Below are 18,885 nucleotides of genomic sequence, written 5' to 3' on the forward strand. Positions count from 1 at the left end.
CGTAGAAGCCGTCGATGCCCGATCGGGGGCGCTATCGGCGTGTCCTCCCGTAACGAGGGGTCCCCTCAGTTGCGCGAGACTCAATCCAATCGTGCTTTACATGCACTTGAAGTTAATGATCGGCGCGTCTACCTTCGAAATGCAGGCGGGAACGCAACACGGCTTCGCCCGGTCCGCCTCATTTCCCCTTACTCAGTTGGGAGCACCACCATGTCCGAGTCGCTTCAGACCACCGACATCGCTGCGACCGCCGGCGCCATCTCCGACGCCGACCTGCTCGACCGGACCGCTGACGCCGTGCGCGCGGCGGGTTCGGTGCTGCGGGAGCGGTTCGGAGACGTCGTCCGCTACGAGACCCGCGAGGAGCTGATGCAGGCGCTCGCCGCCAACGACTACGCGGCCCTCGAGATCCTGAGCCCCGTCCTCACCCGCCTGCGCCCGGGCGCCGGCTTCGTGGAGGACGAGCTCGCGGGTGGGGCGCTGCCGGCCGGCGAGTGGTGGCTCGTGGACCCGGCCGAAGGCAACGTCAACCACCTGCACGCCCTGCCGGACTGGGCAGTGACCGCCACACTCGTACGCGACAACCAGCCGGTGCTCACCGCGGTCCACCTGCCGTTGACGGGTGAGACCTACACCGCCCTGGCCGGCGGCGGCGCCCACGTCGACGGCCGCCCGTTGCACGTCTCCCAGACCAAGGACCTCGGCCTGGGCATCGTGTCCACGAGTCAGGCCCGCCCCGACGAGGACGAGAAGGTCGTACAGCGCATCGGTTCCTCGATCACCGCGATGCTCTTCGACGCGCTCGTCGTGCGCACTTCCGTGCCCGCCACCCTGCACCTGGTGAACGTGGCCGCGGGCCGGATCGACGCCTTCTGGCAGTACGCCGGCGCCCGCGCGGACCTGCTCCCCGGAGCGCTCCTCGTCACCGAGGCCGGCGGAAAGATCTCCGACGCCCAGGGCAACCCCTGGACCCCGCAGAGCGAAAGCTTCCTGGCCGCCGCACCCGGCGTCCACGCCCAGGCCGTCACCACGCTCTCCCGCTGACCCCCGCAACACCAAATAGACCCCCAGCACCGCAAGAACCGGAAGGACCACACCAGCATGAGCACGATCGCAGTTCTCGGAAACGGCCGCGTCGGCGGCAACCTCGCCACCGCCCTCACCCGGGCCGGACACGAGGTGACCGCGGTGGACCGAGAGCCGGGCGCCGCCGCCAACGCCGCCCGGACCGCCCAGATCGTCATCAACGCCACACCGGGCGCCGGCGCGCTGGAACGGCTCACCGCACTGCGCGAGGAACTGCAGGGCAAGATCCTCGTCGATGTCTCCAACGCCACTCTCGACGGACCCGACGGACTGCCCGGCGACCTGATCTACCCCGGCTCGAGCCTGGCCGAGCAACTCCAGGAAGCGCTCCCCGACACGCGCGTCGTCAAGACACTCAACACCATGCTCTTCCCGGTGATGACCGACCCCGCCGCGCTCACCCAGACGCCGACCGTCTACCTCTCCGGCGAGGACTCGGAGGCCAAGCAGGTCATAAGCGGGCTTCTCTCCGACCTCGGCTGGCAGAAGGAATGGATCGCGGACCTCGGCGGGATCGAGACCGCCCGCGCCACGGAGGCCGCGATCCTGTTCGTTCCCCACGTGATCCGATCCAGCGGATTCGCACCCTTCGCCATCTCCATCACCCGCTGAATGGCCCGACACCACACTGCTGAAAGACAACCGGGCGTGGCGAGTCAGAGTACGTCCGCCGAGGAGAAGCCCTCATTATCCGCTGGGAGGACCACTCCCGCGAAGCACTGCTCGCCGACCACCGCCACGCAGCTCGTCCAAAGGCGGCCGGGAAGTCCACAAGGGCATGCCCCGGCTGATCGCCCGTGACAACGATCGCCAGACGGCTGGCCCGAGCCTGCGCCCGCTGACACGGCGAACAGCAGGTGTGCGCCGCTGGGCACGATGCCCGGTCCGGCGGGCGCTCGTTCTCGACGTGGCACAGCCCCGCACATCAGCCAGCACAGTGATGGAAAGTGCAAGCGCACCGCGTGCGCCAGCGGGTTCCGGACCAGCCACAGTGAGGCCCGGATACCCCGCGGTGCCTCGGGTCTCTGCGGCCGGGGTCATGCTCCGGGACATCAAGCCGTGCACCATCCTCATCTCGTTGTCCGTCGTGGTGAAGGTCCTCGACTTCGGCGGGGGAGAGCGGTCGGCTCCCAGGCGGCGGCGCCCAGGGTACGCAGAGCGGGTTCTCGTGGGTGGCCCCGTTACAGGGCCCCGCGCATGCCCGCTCCACGGTCATCCGTGTGTCGCCGGGCCGTCACGTCGGTTTGGCTTGCGCATGACAGTCCTGGAGCAGATGTCGGCCCTTGGCTACAGACCTGGGCCCTGGTAGGCGCCGCGGTTGGGCTTCGTGGTCGCTGAGAGGGTGTTGCCCCAGTAGTCCCGGCTCCCGTTGTCGGTGATGAGGGCGCCGTTGCCGAGGGCGGGCGAGGTGGACTTCAGCTTGTAGCCGTCCACCTCGTGGATGGAGCTGCCGCCGGTGCCGGGAGCGAGGAACTGCGGGTCGCCGGCGATGCCGTTGGACGTAGGCCGGGGCACGCCCTGGAAGACGTTCCAGGACCACTGGATCCCGGTCCTGGCGGGCAGTTGGGAGTCGGCCGTACCGACGAAGATGTTGTTCTCGACGACACTTTCGCCGGGGAGTGTGACGTTGAACTTCTTGTCCGTGCAGTACAGGACGTTGTTGTACATGTGCAACGCCGACCGGCCCGCGCTGTTGCTGCTCATGCGGCAGTCGTTCTCGGAGATGTTGTAGCGGATGACCTGCTTGGCGCCGCCTATCGTGCCGCAGCCGTCGCAGTCGAGGAAGAAGCCGCCGATGTTGTCACGGCTGTAGTTGTACTGAATCGTGCAGTCGCCGGTGTTGCCCCAGTCGCAGTCGAACGCCTGGCTGTCGGCTGCGGACATCTTGGTGGTGTCGTACACCGCGTTCTTCTGAATGGTCGGGTTGTGGTCGCCGAGCACCCAGATCCCGGCGAAGTTGCCGCCGGAGAAAGGGTATACGCCGTTGCCCACGCCGGAGGCGTCGTTGTACTGGATCATGGGCGAGTTCGCGTAGCTGACGATGATGCCGTCACCGCCGACGTCCTTGACGGTGTTGTATTCGACGAGGACACCGTTGCCCTTGGTGGCCATGGAACCGGTACGGATCTTCAGGCCGCCGCCGCCCGTGTTGCTCACGGTGTTGTGGTGCACGTGTACGTCGTTGAGCGTCGAGTTCGCCCCGGAGGCGCCGGTGACGACACTTCCCGACTGTACGTAGTCCTCGGTGACGGAACCCGTCTTGTTGGTCTGGCCGGCGACACGGTCGATGACGAGGTTGCCGATGTCGAATCCGGTGTGGGCCTTGCCGTCGGTTGCGGAGATCCGCAGGCCCGTGCGCCGTGCGAGGGAGTCGGATGGGTTGGTGATCTTGAGGTAGCTGATCCTCCAGTTGTCCTGGTTGGTCAGCGAGAGGGCATCCGCGGCTCCGTCGCCGTTCAGGACCGGCAGTTCGCCCGAACCGTAGCGGGTGAGGGTGATGGGCTGACTTGCGGTGCCGCTGCCCTTCGGGGCGAGCGCACCTTTGCAGGCGGTGCCGGAGGCGAAGGCGAGCGAGTCGCCGGCTGTGTAGGTCTTCGCGTTGGCCTGGGCGATGCTGTTGAAGGGGCTGGCCTGGGTGCCGGTCCCCGCGGTGGACCGCGAACAGTCGACGTAGGTGAGGGAACCGGCCGCCAGAGCAGACTGACCCGGCACGACAGCGGTGCCGATGAGGGCGATGGATGCGGCGAAGAGCAGGCGACTGACTCTGACGCTCATGCGAGAACCTCCTGGGTGGGTGGCCCGAAAGTAGAGGTCACGATTGATCAGGTCAAGAGATTCGATCAATACAACCACTGATTGATCGAATGATCGATCTGAGTGTCGGAAGAGGCTGTGAATGCTCATCTCGTGGTCGGCCGAACGGGCGGGTGTTCGGGTGTGCATCGTCGGCTTCGGAAGCGCTGGCGGGGGGCCGGCCCTGACTCGAAGGGCTGGGTCCGCCGCATCAGGGTGGTGTCAGTGGGCCGGTCGGCCGCAGGAGTCGCGGACGGTGAGCATGGGCAGCAGCTGCACGTGCCGCACCGGCGGGGCGATTACGTCACCGCCCGCCATCCTGCGCAGGAGCAGGTCGACCGCCTCGCCTCCAACGGCCTTCTTCGGTGGAGCGACCGCGGTGAGCGGCGGGGCCCCAGGGCGGCGATCATGCCCCTGATCAGCGGTCTGCCAACGCATCCCGGCCCGGTGACACCACTTTCGAGTTCGCTTTCCGCCTGCCCCTTTCTCATCCTCCGCCGCCCGTGTCCGGCCCAACGGACGTCCACCTGAGACGAACAGCCGTCTGATCGTTCGCTCGTGCCAGTGCAGATCCTGCCCCGCTTTATCCAGCCGTTCCAACCAGCGCGACTGTGAGTGCCTCCGCTGGTCACGCGAACTCGCGGCCCGTCCGGACGGGTTGGGCGCGTCGTGTCGCACAGGGTCGGTGAAGTCATGGTTCGTCTGCGTCCGGCCGACGGGAAGGCCACTGGCGACGAGCCGCACAATGGGCGTCGTGACATCGACGATCGACTATCAGCAGATTCTGGAACATATTGCCGAGGAGATCGCGCGGACGCCGGGCCGGGGGCAGTCCGCCGACTACATCCCGGCGCTCGCCACCCGTGACCCCCGCGCCTTCGGCATGGCCGTCGCCGAGCTGGACGGCGCCGTCCACGGCGTGGGCGAGTGGCGCGAGCCGTTCTCCACGCAGTCCATCACCAAGGTCTTCACCCTGGCCCTGGACCTGGCCCACGAGGGCGACGAACTGTGGGAGCACGTGGGCCGCGAACCGTCCGGCAACCCGTTCAACTCCCTGGTACAACTCGAGTACGAGAACGGCATCCCCCGCAACCCGTTCATCAACGCCGGCGCCCTGGTCGTCACCGACCGCCTCCACACCCGCACCGGTGACGCATCGGGCGAGTTGCTGCGGCTGCTGCGTGCCGAAAGCGGGAACCCGGAACTCGATTTCGACCTGGCGATCGCCGCCTCGGAATCCGCGCACGGCAACCGCAACGCCGCCCTCGGCCACTTCATGGCCTCCTACGGCAACATCGACAACCCTGTCCCGCTCCTGCTCGACCAGTACTTCCGCCAGTGCTCGGTCACCGCCTCCTGCGCCGACCTCGCGCTGGCGGCGACCCTCCTGGCCCGGCACGGCATACGCACCGACGGCACCCGGCTGCTGACCCGCAGCCAGGCCAAGCAGGTCAACGCCGTCATGCTGACCTGCGGAACCTATGATGCCGCTGGCGACTTCGCTTACCGCGTCGGCCTGCCCGGCAAGAGCGGGGTGGGCGGCGGCATCATCGCCGTCGTGCCCGGCCGCTGCGCCCTGTGCGTGTGGAGCCCCGGCCTGGACGAACGGGGCAACTCCGTCGCCGGCGTAGCGGCGCTGGACCTCTTCACCACACTCACGGGACTGTCGGTCTTCTGACTGGTCTCGAAGCCTCACCGCCCACCTGGAGCAGATCGCCCTCCAGCTCCTCGCCCATGGAGTGCGCCCCGGTGACCGTGTGGGGATGAGACTGCCGTACGGCCTTGCCTTCGCAGTGCTCTGTTTCGGTGCGCTGCGCACCGGGGCGATCGTCATGCCACTGCGTCCCACGCCTCCGTCGCTCGCGAGACAGCGCGGCGGCAACGCCTTCGGCGCGCGGCTGATCTTCATTTCGCCGGACACGAAAGTCGCCCAGGAAGCCGGGACGGGGGACACGATGCTCATCCCGGCCGGGCCGGATTTCCTTTCCCAACTGGCGTTCTGGCCCTACCACTCCGCCGTTGTCGCCCGGGCCGATGATGACCCGGCCGTCCTGGTCCGCACCGTGGCCTCGACAGGCGTCGCCTCGGACATCGTGCTCAGCCAGCGCGCGGTACACGCCGGGGCCCTGAACGCCGGAGTGCAGAGAACGCCCCTGGCCGGGGGGCAGGCCTATGGTCTGCGGGCGGTGCTTCTCAGCGGATCACGCCTGCCCCTGAGCGAACACGAAGAGAACACCTCGGCCGGCTCGCGCAGTTGGGGTGAAGCCGCAACCGTCACCGGTCGTTCACTCAAACCCACCACACGGCGGTGACCACGTGGCGGCAACTCCTGACCGGGCTTCAGGACAACTCCCTGAACGATGTCGAGCGCGAAACGCTCGTGGCCCGGGCAGCCGTCCGGCTGGCTGCCGACCGTGGCCCCAAGGGGCGCCGGCCCACGATCGAGGAGGTCGTGGCCATCGCGCGTGAGGAGTTCGCCGTGATCCTTGATGCCGGGGTGGCCGGGTCCGCTCTTCATATCTGGGCACGGACCGGTGGGTAGTCCAGACACCTTCCGCAGCCCCGAACCCGACGGCCCGACGACGATGACCTGGTTCACGCCCGTCAGGTCTCCCGGCCAGGCGACCGTGAGCCAGAGCCGTACAGCGAGCTGGAGCCGATCTTCACCGGCCTCGCTCGGGAGTGGGAGGCAGCCGGCCGGTACGTCCCCGGTCAGCGCATGAGAACACAACGTTCTTCGTCCTCACGCCACCGGGGCTTGCGCGACGCCACAGCAAGCTGCGGTGAGCTCGCCGCTCACTCCCGGCGGGGCGGGTCGGCGACGACCGTGTCCTTGCCGAGTTCAGCGATCATGGCGGCGACCTGGGTGCGGGAGGTGAAGCCGAGTTTGGAGAAGATGTTCTCGGCGTGGGTGTCGGCCGTGCGCTTGGAGATGACGAGGCGCTCCGCGATGACACCGTTGCTCAGTCCGTCCGCGATGAGCTGGGCCACTTCGCGTTCTCTCGGAGTGAGCGGGCCCAGGGGGCTGCCGTCGACGCTGCCGAATGCGAGGACGTGTTTGAGGCGCGCATCCTCGCCCGCCACATCGACCAGCTCGGCCAGCTCGTGAGGAGGAAGATTCGCGCCGTAAGTGTAGAGCTGGGTGAAGCGCACGGCGCCGAGCGCGGCCGTCAGCTCGGATTCTGTGGCCGTATGCAGGCTGGTCAACCCGCTTTCGCCCCACAGGAGCGCGCCGACCTGGCGCCACAGTGCTCCCGCCCCGCCCAACAGGGCCGCCGCCAACTCGTATTCATTCTTGCCGCAGGCCACCCAGGACAAGTACTCCGCGGAGACCCCAGCACTCATGGTGTCGCCCTGTTCCAGCGCATCGAGCAGAACGGTTCGACCGAGATTCCGGGCGGGGTCCAGCTCGCCCGATGACCACAGGCACAGCACCTTCATGGCCAGCAGATAGCTGCGCAGCCATCGTTCCTGGGGCATGTGGGCCAACTCCTCAAGGCCTCTCTCCACTTCCGCGAGCGCCTTCGCTTGCTCGCTGTGCCCGGCCAGCAGGGCCGAGCTCTGGCAGTACGAGGCCACGAGGGCAAACTGGTCGTGGGTCGCCCGCAGGAGCTCGCGCGTGATGCCGCGGCAAAGGTTGAGTGATTCTCATCGAAGGTTGAGCGGTCCTCGTGTGCCCACCCCGGCGCACCCCCCGCATTTGATCGCCTACACCAATTCCAGGGACGCCATCCGCCGGGCCGGTCAGGGATTCCAATAGACCGTGCTGAAGGTACGGTCGAAGCGACGGGCCTCCAGGTCCGCGCGCTGGATTCCCCACTGCACGTCCGCGCCTTCCCGGCCACTGATGTCCGGGTTCCAGTGGGCCAGCAGAACCCAGTCCTCGACGACGCCCGACACCGGCTCGTCGCCGCCCCAACGTCCCCGCTTCGCCTGGCGGGCGGCGCAGCTCACGACGATTTCCAGCGGGTCCGGGTCGGAGTCCTCCTGGTCCGCGTATCCGCCGATCTGCAGATGTCCTCTTCTGTCAGAGGTGTCGCACCAGACAGTGACCAGCTCGTCAGCGTGCGGAAACCCGGGAAGCGAGTGGTGCGGCAGGTCCGGTTCGGTTCTGGCTCTCAACTCGCCCTGCGGGTACGAACCGACGATCTCCTGATATTCGTCATCACCGGGGTAGCCGTTCCAGGAGTTCTTGTCGCGTTCCTCCACCGGCGTGCCGGCCGGGACATAAACGGCCTGGCCGCAGTTGCCGTCGTCGTCCGTTTCATCGAGTGAGGCGAAGAGCAACAGGCGTCCGTCAGGCGGGAGAGCCAGGTCCGTCGCGTCCTTCGGCAGCGCGGCGAAGTCGACGGAAGCGAGGTACGGGTGCTCAGGGTCCGGGACCTCGGCGGGCAGCAGCAGCGGCCCGCCGAACCTGCCCGCGACCGGCCCGTCCCCGCCACTGGTGAGGACCGCGCAAGGCCGGACGTGGCCGATCCACCGGTCCACCTCTTCGGCCGGTAGCGGGTCTATGTCCTCCCACGGGTACCCCTCCTCAACCGCCCGCGTACGAAAGGGAAACAGCTTTTCTCGAAGCTCATCATCCGTCACACCGGCGACTGTAGTTCCCGCTACAGACACCCCGTGGCTCCCGGGACAACGAGCACCGTTCAGCACCGACGACCGCGCCAGGTGCGGTCGTCGTCGAACCGGCCCCGGGTGTCCTCGATGAACCACCGCAGCTGCGGTCGGCACCGTTGACCAGCGGCACCATCCGCTCAGGCGAGCCCGAGCCGCGGGCGCACCCCGTCCAGCCCGCCCTCACGCAGAACAGGACGGCTGCCGGAGGCAGCAGCACGGGCGGTGCCCACCGTCCGGAGCAGCTCACCCGCCAGGACCTGGCCCGGCTGCCGTGGGTCACCTACCAGCGCACCTACGACGCCCCGGCCGTACGGCAACGCGGCATGCTCGGCGTCGAACCGTGCGTGGAGGTCTCCGTCGACAGCTTCCAACTGCTGCCGCTGCTGGTGGCCGGCCCCCGGCGCATCGCCCTGATCCAGGCCCGCCTCGCCCCTCCGATGACGCCCTACGGCCGTAGGGCGAGGACGAGCTCCGCCAGATCAAGCGCTACGCCCGAGCGATCGTGGACAACCCGCAGTACAAGGGGGTGGAAGGCTGCAAATGGCGCTTCTACCTGCTCGCCTACGACTATTCCGACAAGATCCTTCGGGACATCCGGCAGAAAGGCAAGCCGGCGGGCCTCTATGACGACCGGGACGAGTACGAGGTCTGGGTAAAGAGCTGGGCTGAGATTTTCGACACGGCCGAGAAGAAGCTGCTGTTCTTCCAACGCCAGCTGAACTATGAAGCCACAGATAATCGCGTCACTCCGCACCTACGTGAGAGCTACTCGCGCTTCATCCCCGAGGGTCTTGCCGGACACCAAGGCCCCGATGCGTCCCGCGCTGGCTGACGAGAAACAGTCACCGGGGCTGTGCTTCAGCCCAGCCCCGCGCGCTCCTACGTCCAGCGCATCCCGACCTTGGACAGCTGCCCCATCCGCTCCGGGGTCAGCGTGGCGGCCCTCCAGCCGTTTCCGCCGCCGCAACAGCGACAGCGGATCCGGGCTTCGTCAACGCCGCACCTGATCGTTCCCTCGTGGGGGTGGCTGGCGTTTCGGTCGTGTGTCGAGGCGTGGTTCGCCTTGTGCAGGAGGCGCCCCACAGGCCGCAGATGGGTAAACGCTCCGTTTCGAGACAAGGGTGTGATCCGGCGTCCTGCGTTTCGTTCTGGTTTGTTCGTTCTCGACGTCATCATCAGGTCGGCGGTCGCGTGAATGGGCGAAGGGATGAAGATGAGCACTGACACGGGAACGGCAGATGGTGAGCATGCTGCTCGCCTGATCAGCACGGTTGCGGGAACAGCTACCCCAGAGGCGGCCAAAGACGGCAAGGAGCTGGCCCGTTCAACTCAGCTGAACGGTCCATACGGGGTCGCGGTGGACCGTGACGGGACCCTCTACATCTGTGAGCACGCCGGCCATCGGGTCCGGAGGGTCACGACTGACGGGAAGATCAGTACGGTCGCGGGGACCGGGAGTCCGGGACGTGGAGCAGAGGAGGTCTCTGCCCTCTCGGCCGCGCTGCAACACCCGCGCGGGGTTGCCGTGGACAGTGCGGGCGACCTCTACATCGCCGATGCGGGTAACCACCGTATCCGGAAGGTCACGATGGCCGACGGGAAGATCCGTACCTTCGCCGGGACGGGCACCGGGGCCACTGACCGTGCCTTGGCCACGGCTACCCCTTTGAGCACGCCGCACGATGTCGCGGTGGACAGCGCGGGCGATGTTTACATCGCCGACTACGGCAACCACCAGATCAGGAAGGTCACGGCTGACGGGAAGATCAGTACGGTCGTCGGGAAGAGCACTTATGGCTCGGCCCCTGACGGCACCCCCGCCACTGACGCCCAGCTGAAGTACCCGAGCGCCGTGGCCGTGGACAGCGCAGGCAACCTCTACATCGCCGATTCCGGCAACCAGCGGGTCCGGAAGGTCACAAAGGCCGACGGGAAGATCCGCGCGCTTGCCGGGACGGCCTCGGCCCCGTTGAACGTCTCAGTGGGGATGGCGGTGGACAGCGCGGGCGACCTCTATGTCGCCGACTACGGCAGCCACCGGATCACGAAGGTCGCGGCTGACGGGAAGATCAGCACGCTTGTCGGAACAGGCGCCGCAGGCTTCGATGGTGACGGCGAGTTGGCCGCCAAGGCCGCCAAGCTGAACAACCCGTACGGGCTTGCTGTGGACTGTGTGGACTCCCTCTACATCGCCGATTACAGCAACGCCCGGGTCCGGAAGGTCTCGTCGGCGAAGTTGGCGGGGCTGCCCGATTCGGGCACGGTGGTCTCCTGGGCCAACGTCCGCAGCAGGTTGCGGATTTCGGTCGTGCGTGAGTCGACCAAGGACGGGGCCGAGGTGCAGCAGACTCTCACCGTTCCCAGGGATCACCAGCGGTGGCGGCTGGTCGCGGCGGGGCAGGACGACGGCGCGGTCCTGTACCGGATCGAGAACGTGCGCAGCGGCAAGGTCCTTGAGGTGGTGGGAGCCCACAAGGCCAAGGGGGCGGTGGTGGCACAGCGCGCCTACGAGGGTGCTGACGCCCACCACCAGCAGTGGCGGCTGGTCCCGGTGGGACCGGTGAGCGATTCTCCGCGGGTGTATGAGATCGCGAACCGGAACAGTGGTCTGCTCCTGCGGGTCGACACCAACGCCCGCACGGTGATCAAGCAGTATGAGGCGGAGGGCGACTCCCGGGACCGGCAGTGGCAGCTGCTCCCGGTATGACGAACGAGGGGGCAGGGGCGGTCATGCCCCGGCCCCCTCGTGACGTGAGCGCTACTGGGAACCGGCCGGTTTCTCGATGGTCGTCTCGGTCGTCTTGGTTTCTCCCAGCTTCTGCGGAGTCTCGGCGGCCGCTGGAGGCGGCTTGGGGGGCTCTGCGGCCTTGGGTGCCTTCGGCGCCTCGGGGGCCTTGGCGTATGCCGCCCTGTCCGGGTTGTTCTGGAGGCCCCCGTTCTTTTGCAGCCCCTGCTCCTTCTTCATCGTTTCGCTCGCCTTGGCCATGCCGGTGGACGCTGTGCCGGAGACCGTGCCGGCATGGGCCGATTGGCTCTGCGTGTGGGCCGAGTCCTTGGTGGTCTGGATGAAGGAGCCGAGGATGCCCATGATGACCCGCGCTTCAGGGGACTGCTCCCGGACGACTTTCGCCCGGGAGGAAGCCCCGTGGAGATCATTGATGAACAGGTCCGTGCTCTTGTCGTCGTACGCGTCCTGCGCGACGTCCTCGAAGTCGACGTCGGCAGCTGGCTGCGACTCGGTGTTGCCGGGCTTCACCGAGAAGAGCGCCGCGCTGCCTTTCGCGAAGCCGAAAATGTTGTCGAACACCATGGTCATTTGCCTCTCGTCGTCGGGGCGGTGGTGGTGTCGTCGCCCGGTCACGGGCCCTTGTGCAGAGCTCGCTGGCTGTAGACCAGGCCCTCTTCTTCGAACATCGTGTGGTGGACGTCCAGGGCGGAGACGACCTCCATCCGCCCCTTCATCCGGAATCCGCCGCTGGCCAGGTTGATGTTGGCGATATCGTGGGCGACCACCTGGGCGAGCCCGGGACTCCCGGGCTGCGGGGGAGAGAGGACCGGAACCGGTACGGCGTACTGCACCGCGAGGTACCCGGCGAAGGTCACCGGGATCTCGTACTCGTAATGCCTGTGGACGCGCCGTTGCGTGGCCATGGTCTCCACGCGGGAGTCTGCCGGGACCGTGCCGCCGATCTGCGATTTCGAGGTCCAGCTGGTCGTCAACGAGCCGCCGACGGTAGCCGCGAGCCCCAGCGCCAGCTGCGCGTTGAGCGACGCGTTGCCGGTGGCACTGCCCTGGGTGGTGAACGCCACCGAGTCCGTCACCGAGTTCGACGTGGAGTTCCCCGTCGAGTTTGTCGTAGCCGTCTCCGTGCCGTTGGCGTTGTCGACCCCGACACTGTCTTTGCTGTTCTTGTTGGTCACCGTGTTGGCGTTCTTGTTCGCCATGTCGTTCCGCATCTGCGTCCCGAACTGCGCCTGGAGGTCCATCTTGAGCTGGTTCTGCAACTGCAACTGCAGCTGCGCGCCGATGCTGCCGCCGAAGGTGAGCTTGGCATCCCCGTGAAGCGACCACGTCACCCCGTTCGACACGGTGAATTCGACCGCGTCGGTGAAGGTCATGGAGTTTTTCTGGCTGCGGTTCACATAGGCCCGCGAGGAGAACGTGTCGGGCCGGGGCGGAGTGATGTCGCACCGTTCCTCGATCAGTGGCTCCCCGAGGTTCATGTAGGCGAGCCAGCCGAGATCGAACGCAGAGCCTGGGAAAGCGTTGGAGGATTTCGCCTTGTTGATGGAGACGCCGACGGGCCGGTGCTGCACGCCGTTGTTGTCGGTGTAGACCAGGTTGGGGTGGTTCAGGAGGGCCTGCAGGTCGATGTTGAGTTCCTGCAGGTTCGTTTTCGTCAGCGGATGACGCTTGAACCGTTCCAGGTTGTATGCAGTGGAAGGCATTCCCCGTCCTAGACTGATCTGTCCGAAACGCGCTCGATGGAATGGAGTAGATATCCGCGCGCTTTCCGAATTTCGAAACTATCAGAGGCGCAATTCCATGGGAAGGTGTCTCGGCTCATCACGCTCAATCGAGTGAAAACAAATCGTCGACCGCTCCAACTTGCCATCGGTTGAGCTAGGTTGAGGCGCTGTCAGTCGCTATGGGCTCCTGAGCATAACCCTTCAAGCATTTATTCCCGTTTCTTGACGCTCATGTTGCGGGTGCTTGGGTGGAGGGGGTGATTCGGGCGTTTATCAAGCGCCGGGATTATTTCGGTGCGGGACGGTTGAATCCGGCGGTAATGCCGTTCGGTAAAAAGCTGCCCCTGTGGCTGGCTCATTGTTCTCCTCGTTCAACAACAGGTGAGGTTTTGCGATGTACACCCAAGAACGCACAGCGATGTCGAACCTGGTGGTCGGCGGCCCGGTGGCGGTGAACAGCTACGACAACGCGATCGTGGCCGCGCTGGTCGAGAACCGGCCGGTCATGCTCGTCCACGCCTTCAACGGAGGCTTCCTGAAGCCTGCCGAGATGAAGGAGAGCGTCCACGACAAGGGGGTCCAGCTGTCCACCAAGCTCGACACGCTCACCAAAGAGGCTCAGGGCCACCTCTGGTACATCACCCCGGCCGGCTTCTTCGGGCAGCGGCCGCTGTACTTCATCGAGAGCGCCGCGGGCCAGGCGACACCCAAGCCGCCCGGCGTCGGCCAAACCGATGCCGGGCGCGGTGACGACGGCGTGCCCAAGCCGCAGCGCCGGCGCATCACCGTCCACCAGGAGGCCCCCACGGGCACCACGGGCACCACGGCCGACACCGTCCAGGTAGGCCTGCCCGACAAGGTCGGTGACCTGTGGCGCGGGAAGAACGGTGCGCCGGAGGACACACAGCTGTGGGTCGTCACGGTGACGCCGTGGGGCGGAATCACTTTCGTGCCGATCACCCACCCGGACACCATCCTCGGGTTCAAGGACCACGCGGTGGCGGCAGACAGCGAGGTCCGCGTGACCTACAACTGGGGCGGGGACTTCACCGGGACGGTCATCAACACGTTCTACCCGCGGCTGCCCAACGAGTGGAGCGTCCCCTACCACCATGTCTTCACGTGACCCGCGGCCGCCGCCCCACCACACCTGTCCCGAGCCCACGCCCGAACCGCCCGGAAGAGGCACCACGATGCCCGTGCCCACGCAAGAACTGAAACTTCAGATCGTCAACGCGGCCACGGGGAAGATCCTCGGTGCCAGGTCCACGCCGGGAACGGACGGGGCACTGGTCGTGCGTGACTTCCCTGACGGGGGTCCGGACCCGGAGCAATGGCAGTTCACCCCCGTGCAAGCGCAGGGCGGACAAACACGAGACGAGCAGGCCTATGTGATCCGCAACGCGGCCTGCGACAAGGTCCTCGACAACCCCGCCGCCGCGGACCGCGGCATCCGCCAATGGGATGCCGCCGCCGGCAAGAAGGCCCAGCAGTGGCGCATGGTCCCCGTCGAGAACGAAGCGGGCCTCTACTTCATCGAAGACGCCACCGGCGGCGCCGTTCTCGACCTCGCCGACCCCGCAGCGGACGAGATCAGGGTCGTCCTGCGCGAGTACGACGACAGCGTGGCAAGCCAACACTGGCGGTTCGCCCCGGCCGCCCCCGAGCGCACGAGCGATCCCGTGCTGCGCTTTGGACCACTCAGCCACTGGAGCAGCCGCCAGTCCTGGCGGCTGCTCCGCTCGGCCGCGCTGCGGCCGGCACCCGACGCGACACCCTCCTTCAGCGACATGCTGCTGGTCGTCAACCGGTTCGGAAGCGACCAGAACGCCGGCGCGTGGCAGAACGTCGGAGCCAGCAGCTCAACCGGCGGGCAGCCGGGCCGGTGGGCCGGGCTCGGTGACCGGTTCCCCGCCGACACCACCGGAGCAGGGCAAGCGGACATCGTAGGGCTCAAACCCGCGAAGGGAGCTGTGACGGCCGCCGGCAAAGGCGACGGCACCTTCAAGGACGACGAGCGCGTCCTGCACCCACCCGTACCCTCCCCGAGCCCCAAGGACCTGTGGACCCTCGCGGACACGACGGGTGACGGCAGGCCCGACGTCGTCGTCCTCGCCGGCGACGGTGTCCGCGTGTTCCTGCAGGACGAGAACAAGAAATTCACGCCCGCGAGCGGCGAGCCGGTCATCAAGGCGTTCGGCCACGGGCAGCCGGCCGGCGGGTGGGCTGCCGACAAGCATCCCCGCTTCCTCACCGACACCACCGGGGACGGCCGCGCCGACATCGTCGGCTTCCACGACGACGGCGTCTGGATCTCACTCCAGGACGAGGAAGGGAAGTTCGCACCACTCGCCGCGGAACCGGCTCTCCGGGCATTCGGCCACGACGAGAAGGCGGGCGGGTGGGTTGCCGACAGGCATCCCCGCTTCGTCACCGACACCACCGGTGATGGTCGCGCCGACATCGTCGGCTTCCACGACGACGGCGTCTGGATCTCACTCCAGGACGAGGAAGGGAAGTTCGCAGACCCTCTGTGGATCCTCGACGACTTCGGGGTCGACCAGGGGTGGAGCTCGGTCGAGGAGCACCCCCGGTCCCTAATCCGGACCGCCGACGGCGGAGCTGTGGACATTGTCGGGTTCGGCCCGCAGGGCGTCGTCCTCGCACGTGGGTGCGGCGACGGCACCTTCGAGCCCTCCCAGCTCGTCCTGAACGACTTCGGGCTTGCCCAGGGATGGACGAGCAAGAAGCACCTGAGGTTCCTCGCCGATGTCACCGGCGACGGCAACCCCGACATCGTCGGCTTCGGCGACGAAGGGGTCTGGGTGTCGCACAACTGCGGCGACGGCCGGTTCGAGCAGGCGCAGCTGGTGTGCCGCGGCTTCGGCTACAACGACGACGCCGGCGCCTGGCGCGTCGGCCACCACCCCCGCTTCGTCGCCGACATCACCGGTGACAAACGCGTCGACATCGTCGGCTTCGGCGGACCGGGCGTGTATGTGGCCCGCAACCTCTTCCGCCGCTTCAGAACCCGATAACCCTCCAAGGCCCTCCACCGCTACAGCACGGCGACCGGCCATCGGCGGCGAGGACGGCTACCGGACCGTCCAGCTCGACATCAATGACCGCGCACGCAACGTCACCGCCGCACCCGGCCGGTGCTGAACCAGCCAGTCGGTGCAGGGCGCGCCGCCCCGCGGCTTGCAGGCTAAGGGCTGTCCCGCAATTCCTGGCGGGCGCGCGACGCCAGCTACGGCACCTCGCCGCGTTGTCGAAACGCCCGAATACATCCAGTATGCGGGCGCCTCTCCGCCTTGCGATGCACCGCATCTGACGCCGCGCGCTGATCCACCAGGAATTGCGGGACAGCCCTTAGCGACCGCACCGCCTACGACTGAAGGGCCGTGGTGCGGCTGATGACCAAGCGGCCCCTCGGTGTCGTACCAGCCGCACCGCAGCGCCCGAGGCCGGGGAGCCGGCGAGAGCTTCGACGATTGCCTCGAATCGTCCCGCGGACCTGTGATCCCTGCTAGCCCCTCACAAGGGGCTGGCTGGGGCGGTGACGGGTTCTTGCAGGGGTGCGTTGGCCGACGCCGGCTCCCGGCGCTTCACCCATCGCCGGCTGGGCATCACCGGGTCTCAGACCACGTTGTTGAACTTGGTGCTCTCGCCCGAGTACAGCGATGTCGTCTGACGGCTGAAGGGGGCGGTGGCGGAACCCGTCGAGCGGTAGACGTACGTGCCGCCCGACCCGTACGCGATCAGGTCCGGGCGTCCGTCGCTGTCAAGGTCACCGGCGCCGACGAGCTGGGAGAAGGCGCCCCAACCGCCGCCGATCTTCACTCGGGCGGTGAAGCCGCCGGTGCCGTTGCCCTGGTACAGCCAGAGGACCCCGTGGGTGTCGCGGGCGACCAGGTCCCCGGCGGCCGTACCGGCGATGTTGCCGACGGCCGTGAGTTGGTTGTAGATCTGCCAGCCGCCGCCGACCTTCACCCGGGGCGCGTACGGCTTCGCGTAGTTGCCGGTGCCCTTGTAGAACCACAGGACTCCGGCGCCGTCCGTGGCCACCAGGTCGGGATGGCCGTCGCCGTCGAGGTCAGATCCGCCGGCGAGCTTCTTGTAGATCTGCCAGCCGGCACCGACCTGCACGCGCGGTGCGAACGTGCCGTCGCCCTTGGCCAGGTAGAGCCACTGAACGCCAGAGCCGTCGACGGCGATCACATCGCCGGGGGTGGCACCGCCGACGTTGCCGACGGCCTCGATCTGCTTGTAGGTACCCCAGCCCGCGCCGATCTTGGTGCGCTGGACGGATTTGACCTGACCGTTGACCGGACGGTCCCGCAGGTCGTCGCGCCACAGCACGCCGGAGGCGTCCCGGGCGAGGACGTCGGTGGAGCCGTTGTTGGTGTAGTCGTGCGGGTTGGCCGTGCGGACAAGGTTCATCAGCCAGCCCTGGTAGGCGGGATCGCCGACGCCGTCGAGCAGCGCCGCCTCGGCCTCCACCCCGTACATGCCGTTCGGCGCGTCCACCCCGCCGATGACACCGTCCCAGTCGAAGGAGAACCGGGTGCCGGACGCGGGCGCGGTCAAGCGCTTCGTGAACTTCTTGCCGGTGACGGTGTGCGTGAGCGTGACGTCCAGGTAGGCGTCGGCCCGCGACAGCGTCCAGCCCAGGGGTACCTTGCCGCCGGTCTTGTCGAGGTCCACCGTGCCGGGGACGTGTACCTGCTGAATCTCCAGCGGGGGCATCACCTGGCCCGTCTCGGCGACCTTGGTGACCGTCGGCATGCCGTCCGGACCGGGCGCGACGCGGAACAGCCCGTCGCCGTCGGCGTCCCGGCTGCCTCTCAGCACCGCTCTGCCGTCGGCCGAGGACTCCGAATCCGACGCCGTTATGCCGAGGTCGCGAATCTCGCCGCTGGTCAGGGAGACGGCCTTGGCATGTGTCCAGTAGGCGCCGTACACCAGCCAGTCGCCCACCAGCTCGTAACACCAATCGTCGACGACGTGGCCCAGAAGGGTCTTCCTCTCCTCGCCCGTCTTGCGGTCGACGGACGTGACGTAGACCTCTTCGTTTTCCGGCTCGTCGAGCCAGGCCACGTGCGAAGCGGAGAACGTCAGGTGGCCGGAGTCGTGGTTGTACCCGGACTGGGCCGAGGAGTAGGTCTCAGTCACCGTTCCAGCCGCCACGTCGACCAGGGCCCGGTGGCCGGTGCGCCCGTCCGGCGGGCCCGCCGCGTACCTGACGAGAACGGAGCCCCCGAGGAGCGTCGAGCCGCTGAACTCGGTGGCATCCTTCGGCAGGCCCGTAATCTTGCGGGTGGTCGTCGTGGCGCCGTCCTTGGTCACGACGTGCAATTCGGCCTGGCCGGCCTCGTTCATCACCTGGGCGAGCACGCTCGTCGGACTCAGCGTGGCCACGTAGCTGCCGTTCAGCGCGCCGAGGTTGATGTCCACGCCTGGGGCTGCCGGGTCGGCCATGTTCCACAAGGTGATCGACTGCATGAACACGGGCCGGCTGTCATCGCCGACGACGGCCACGTCGGTGCCCGCCAGGGCGTAGCCGCCGTCCTTGGGATGCCGGAGCCGCTTGGAGGCTCCTCCGTTGTACGGCGTCCAGACCAGGTCCGTGATGCGGTCGACGTCGTCGTAGTCGTACGTGAAGAACCCGCTGGTGCCCGCGCCCGCGAGGTAGAAACCGTCGGGGTAGACGGGAAGAGTGGCGTCGGACTGCTCGGACGAAGCCGATGTCGTCGCGAACGCGGCCGGGGCGGTTGTCAGCGTGCCGGCGCCGAGGGCACTGACCGCGAGGACGGCCGTGACGGCGGTGGCGAGGCGGCTGCGGGCGGTGCGGAGTTGCAAGGTGAGGCCCCCAACGAGTCTGGGTCGGACACGGAAATGCCGTGCCCGACCCAG

At 67.5% G+C, this 18,885-nt stretch carries 15 protein-coding genes and 2 pseudogenes; 10 read left to right on the top strand and 7 right to left on the bottom strand.

Annotation, left to right across the window (positions count from 1 at the left end):
- Positions 1-210: 210 nt before the first annotated feature.
- Both E6R60_RS07270 and E6R60_RS07275 read left to right on the top strand, forming a co-directional pair.
- Positions 211-1,044, top strand: a complete 834-nt coding sequence (locus E6R60_RS07270; RefSeq protein ID WP_136325612.1) for a 3'(2'),5'-bisphosphate nucleotidase CysQ — start codon at positions 211-213, stop codon at positions 1,042-1,044.
- 57 nt (positions 1,045-1,101) lie between these two features.
- Complete coding sequence (locus tag E6R60_RS07275) at positions 1,102-1,698, top strand: NAD(P)-binding domain-containing protein (RefSeq protein WP_136325613.1); 597 nt, start codon at positions 1,102-1,104, stop codon at positions 1,696-1,698.
- A gap of 675 nt (positions 1,699-2,373) precedes the next feature.
- Here the strand turns inward: E6R60_RS07275 and E6R60_RS07280 are convergent.
- Positions 2,374-3,861, bottom strand: coding sequence for a right-handed parallel beta-helix repeat-containing protein (locus E6R60_RS07280; RefSeq protein ID WP_240802434.1), 1,488 nt, complete (start codon positions 3,859-3,861; stop codon positions 2,374-2,376).
- Positions 3,862-4,101: 240 nt separating this feature from the next.
- Positions 4,102-4,317, bottom strand: coding sequence for a substrate-binding domain-containing protein (locus E6R60_RS07285; protein WP_136325614.1), 216 nt, complete (start codon positions 4,315-4,317; stop codon positions 4,102-4,104).
- A gap of 307 nt (positions 4,318-4,624) precedes the next feature.
- Here E6R60_RS07285 and E6R60_RS07290 point away from each other — a divergent pair, with 307 nt between their 5' ends.
- The 3 genes and pseudogenes from E6R60_RS07290 to E6R60_RS07300 all read left to right on the top strand — a co-directional run bounded on the left by E6R60_RS07290 (position 4,625) and on the right by E6R60_RS07300 (position 6,421).
- Positions 4,625-5,557: a glutaminase gene (locus tag E6R60_RS07290; RefSeq protein ID WP_136325615.1), complete on the top strand. Its 933-nt coding sequence runs from the start codon at positions 4,625-4,627 to the stop codon at positions 5,555-5,557.
- A 22-nt stretch (positions 5,558-5,579) separates the two neighbouring features.
- Positions 5,580-6,191 (top strand): annotated as a pseudogene (locus tag E6R60_RS07295) (AMP-binding protein); the annotation flags it as partial.
- On the top strand, positions 6,188-6,421 hold the full coding sequence (locus E6R60_RS07300) for a hypothetical protein (RefSeq protein WP_136325617.1): 234 nt from the start codon (positions 6,188-6,190) through the stop codon (positions 6,419-6,421). The pseudogene E6R60_RS07295 and the gene E6R60_RS07300, both read left to right, overlap by 4 nt.
- Before the next feature lie 254 nt (positions 6,422-6,675).
- Here the strand turns inward: E6R60_RS07300 and E6R60_RS07305 are convergent, their stop codons facing one another.
- Positions 6,676-7,359, bottom strand: coding sequence for a LuxR C-terminal-related transcriptional regulator (locus E6R60_RS07305; RefSeq protein WP_136325618.1), 684 nt, complete (start codon positions 7,357-7,359; stop codon positions 6,676-6,678).
- A gap of 264 nt (positions 7,360-7,623) precedes the next feature.
- Positions 7,624-8,499, bottom strand: coding sequence for a DUF1963 domain-containing protein (locus E6R60_RS07310; protein ID WP_240802436.1), 876 nt, complete (start codon positions 8,497-8,499; stop codon positions 7,624-7,626).
- Positions 8,500-8,735: 236 nt separating this feature from the next.
- Here E6R60_RS07310 and E6R60_RS37215 point away from each other — a divergent pair.
- The 3 genes and pseudogenes from E6R60_RS37215 to E6R60_RS07325 form a co-directional block, all read left to right on the top strand.
- Positions 8,736-8,930, top strand: a pseudogene (locus E6R60_RS37215) (LysR family transcriptional regulator); the annotation flags it as partial.
- A 71-nt stretch (positions 8,931-9,001) separates the two neighbouring features.
- The gene (locus E6R60_RS07320; RefSeq protein ID WP_206309336.1) at positions 9,002-9,331 is read left to right on the top strand and encodes a hypothetical protein; all 330 of its coding nucleotides are present in this window, start codon (positions 9,002-9,004) and stop codon (positions 9,329-9,331) included.
- A 381-nt stretch (positions 9,332-9,712) separates the two neighbouring features.
- Entirely contained in the window at positions 9,713-11,206 is a 1,494-nt protein-coding gene (locus tag E6R60_RS07325; protein ID WP_136325619.1) for an RICIN domain-containing protein, read from the top strand.
- A gap of 51 nt (positions 11,207-11,257) precedes the next feature.
- On the opposite strand, the gene E6R60_RS07330 is transcribed toward E6R60_RS07325, so the two are convergent.
- Both E6R60_RS07330 and E6R60_RS07335 read right to left on the bottom strand, forming a co-directional pair.
- On the bottom strand, positions 11,258-11,815 hold the full coding sequence (locus E6R60_RS07330; protein WP_346766062.1) for a hypothetical protein: 558 nt from the start codon (positions 11,813-11,815) through the stop codon (positions 11,258-11,260).
- A 41-nt stretch (positions 11,816-11,856) separates the two neighbouring features.
- The gene (locus E6R60_RS07335) at positions 11,857-12,948 is read right to left on the bottom strand and encodes a hypothetical protein (RefSeq protein ID WP_136325620.1); all 1,092 of its coding nucleotides are present in this window, start codon (positions 12,946-12,948) and stop codon (positions 11,857-11,859) included.
- A 415-nt stretch (positions 12,949-13,363) separates the two neighbouring features.
- On the opposite strand from E6R60_RS07335, the gene E6R60_RS07340 reads away from it, so the two are divergent.
- Both E6R60_RS07340 and E6R60_RS07345 read left to right on the top strand, forming a co-directional pair.
- Positions 13,364-14,095: a hypothetical protein gene (locus E6R60_RS07340; protein ID WP_136325621.1), complete on the top strand. Its 732-nt coding sequence runs from the start codon at positions 13,364-13,366 to the stop codon at positions 14,093-14,095.
- A 67-nt stretch (positions 14,096-14,162) separates the two neighbouring features.
- Positions 14,163-16,007, top strand: a complete 1,845-nt coding sequence (locus tag E6R60_RS07345; protein WP_136325622.1) for an FG-GAP-like repeat-containing protein — start codon at positions 14,163-14,165, stop codon at positions 16,005-16,007.
- A 601-nt stretch (positions 16,008-16,608) separates the two neighbouring features.
- Here E6R60_RS07345 and E6R60_RS07350 read toward each other — a convergent pair.
- Positions 16,609-18,831 (bottom strand): VCBS repeat-containing protein, encoded by a 2,223-nt coding sequence (locus E6R60_RS07350; RefSeq protein WP_240802437.1) that lies wholly within the window; start codon positions 18,829-18,831, stop codon positions 16,609-16,611.
- Positions 18,832-18,885: the final 54 nt, after the last annotated feature.

The organism is Streptomyces sp. A0642, assembly GCF_004795105.1.
In the GTDB taxonomy this organism is placed as follows: Bacteria; Actinomycetota; Actinomycetes; order Streptomycetales; family Streptomycetaceae; genus Streptomyces.

What these genes read in the sequence shown, in the direction of transcription:
- E6R60_RS07270 (WP_136325612.1), top strand. Translation starts at nt 211, where the DNA reads ATGTCCGAGTCGCTTCAGACCACCGACATCGCTGCGACCGCCGGCGCC.
- E6R60_RS07275 (WP_136325613.1), top strand. Translation starts at nt 1,102, where the DNA reads ATGAGCACGATCGCAGTTCTCGGAAACGGCCGCGTCGGCGGCAACCTC.
- E6R60_RS07280 (WP_240802434.1), bottom strand. Translation starts at nt 3,861, where the DNA reads ATGAGCGTCAGAGTCAGTCGCCTGCTCTTCGCCGCATCCATCGCCCTC.
- E6R60_RS07285 (WP_136325614.1), bottom strand. Translation starts at nt 4,317, where the DNA reads ATGCGTTGGCAGACCGCTGATCAGGGGCATGATCGCCGCCCTGGGGCC.
- E6R60_RS07290 (WP_136325615.1), top strand. Translation starts at nt 4,625, where the DNA reads ATGGGCGTCGTGACATCGACGATCGACTATCAGCAGATTCTGGAACAT.
- E6R60_RS07305 (WP_136325618.1), bottom strand. Translation starts at nt 7,359, where the DNA reads ATGCCCCAGGAACGATGGCTGCGCAGCTATCTGCTGGCCATGAAGGTG.
- E6R60_RS07325 (WP_136325619.1), top strand. Translation starts at nt 9,713, where the DNA reads ATGAGCACTGACACGGGAACGGCAGATGGTGAGCATGCTGCTCGCCTG.
- E6R60_RS07330 (WP_346766062.1), bottom strand. Translation starts at nt 11,815, where the DNA reads ATGACCATGGTGTTCGACAACATTTTCGGCTTCGCGAAAGGCAGCGCG.
- E6R60_RS07335 (WP_136325620.1), bottom strand. Translation starts at nt 12,948, where the DNA reads ATGCCTTCCACTGCATACAACCTGGAACGGTTCAAGCGTCATCCGCTG.
- E6R60_RS07340 (WP_136325621.1), top strand. Translation starts at nt 13,364, where the DNA reads ATGTACACCCAAGAACGCACAGCGATGTCGAACCTGGTGGTCGGCGGC.
- E6R60_RS07345 (WP_136325622.1), top strand. Translation starts at nt 14,163, where the DNA reads ATGCCCGTGCCCACGCAAGAACTGAAACTTCAGATCGTCAACGCGGCC.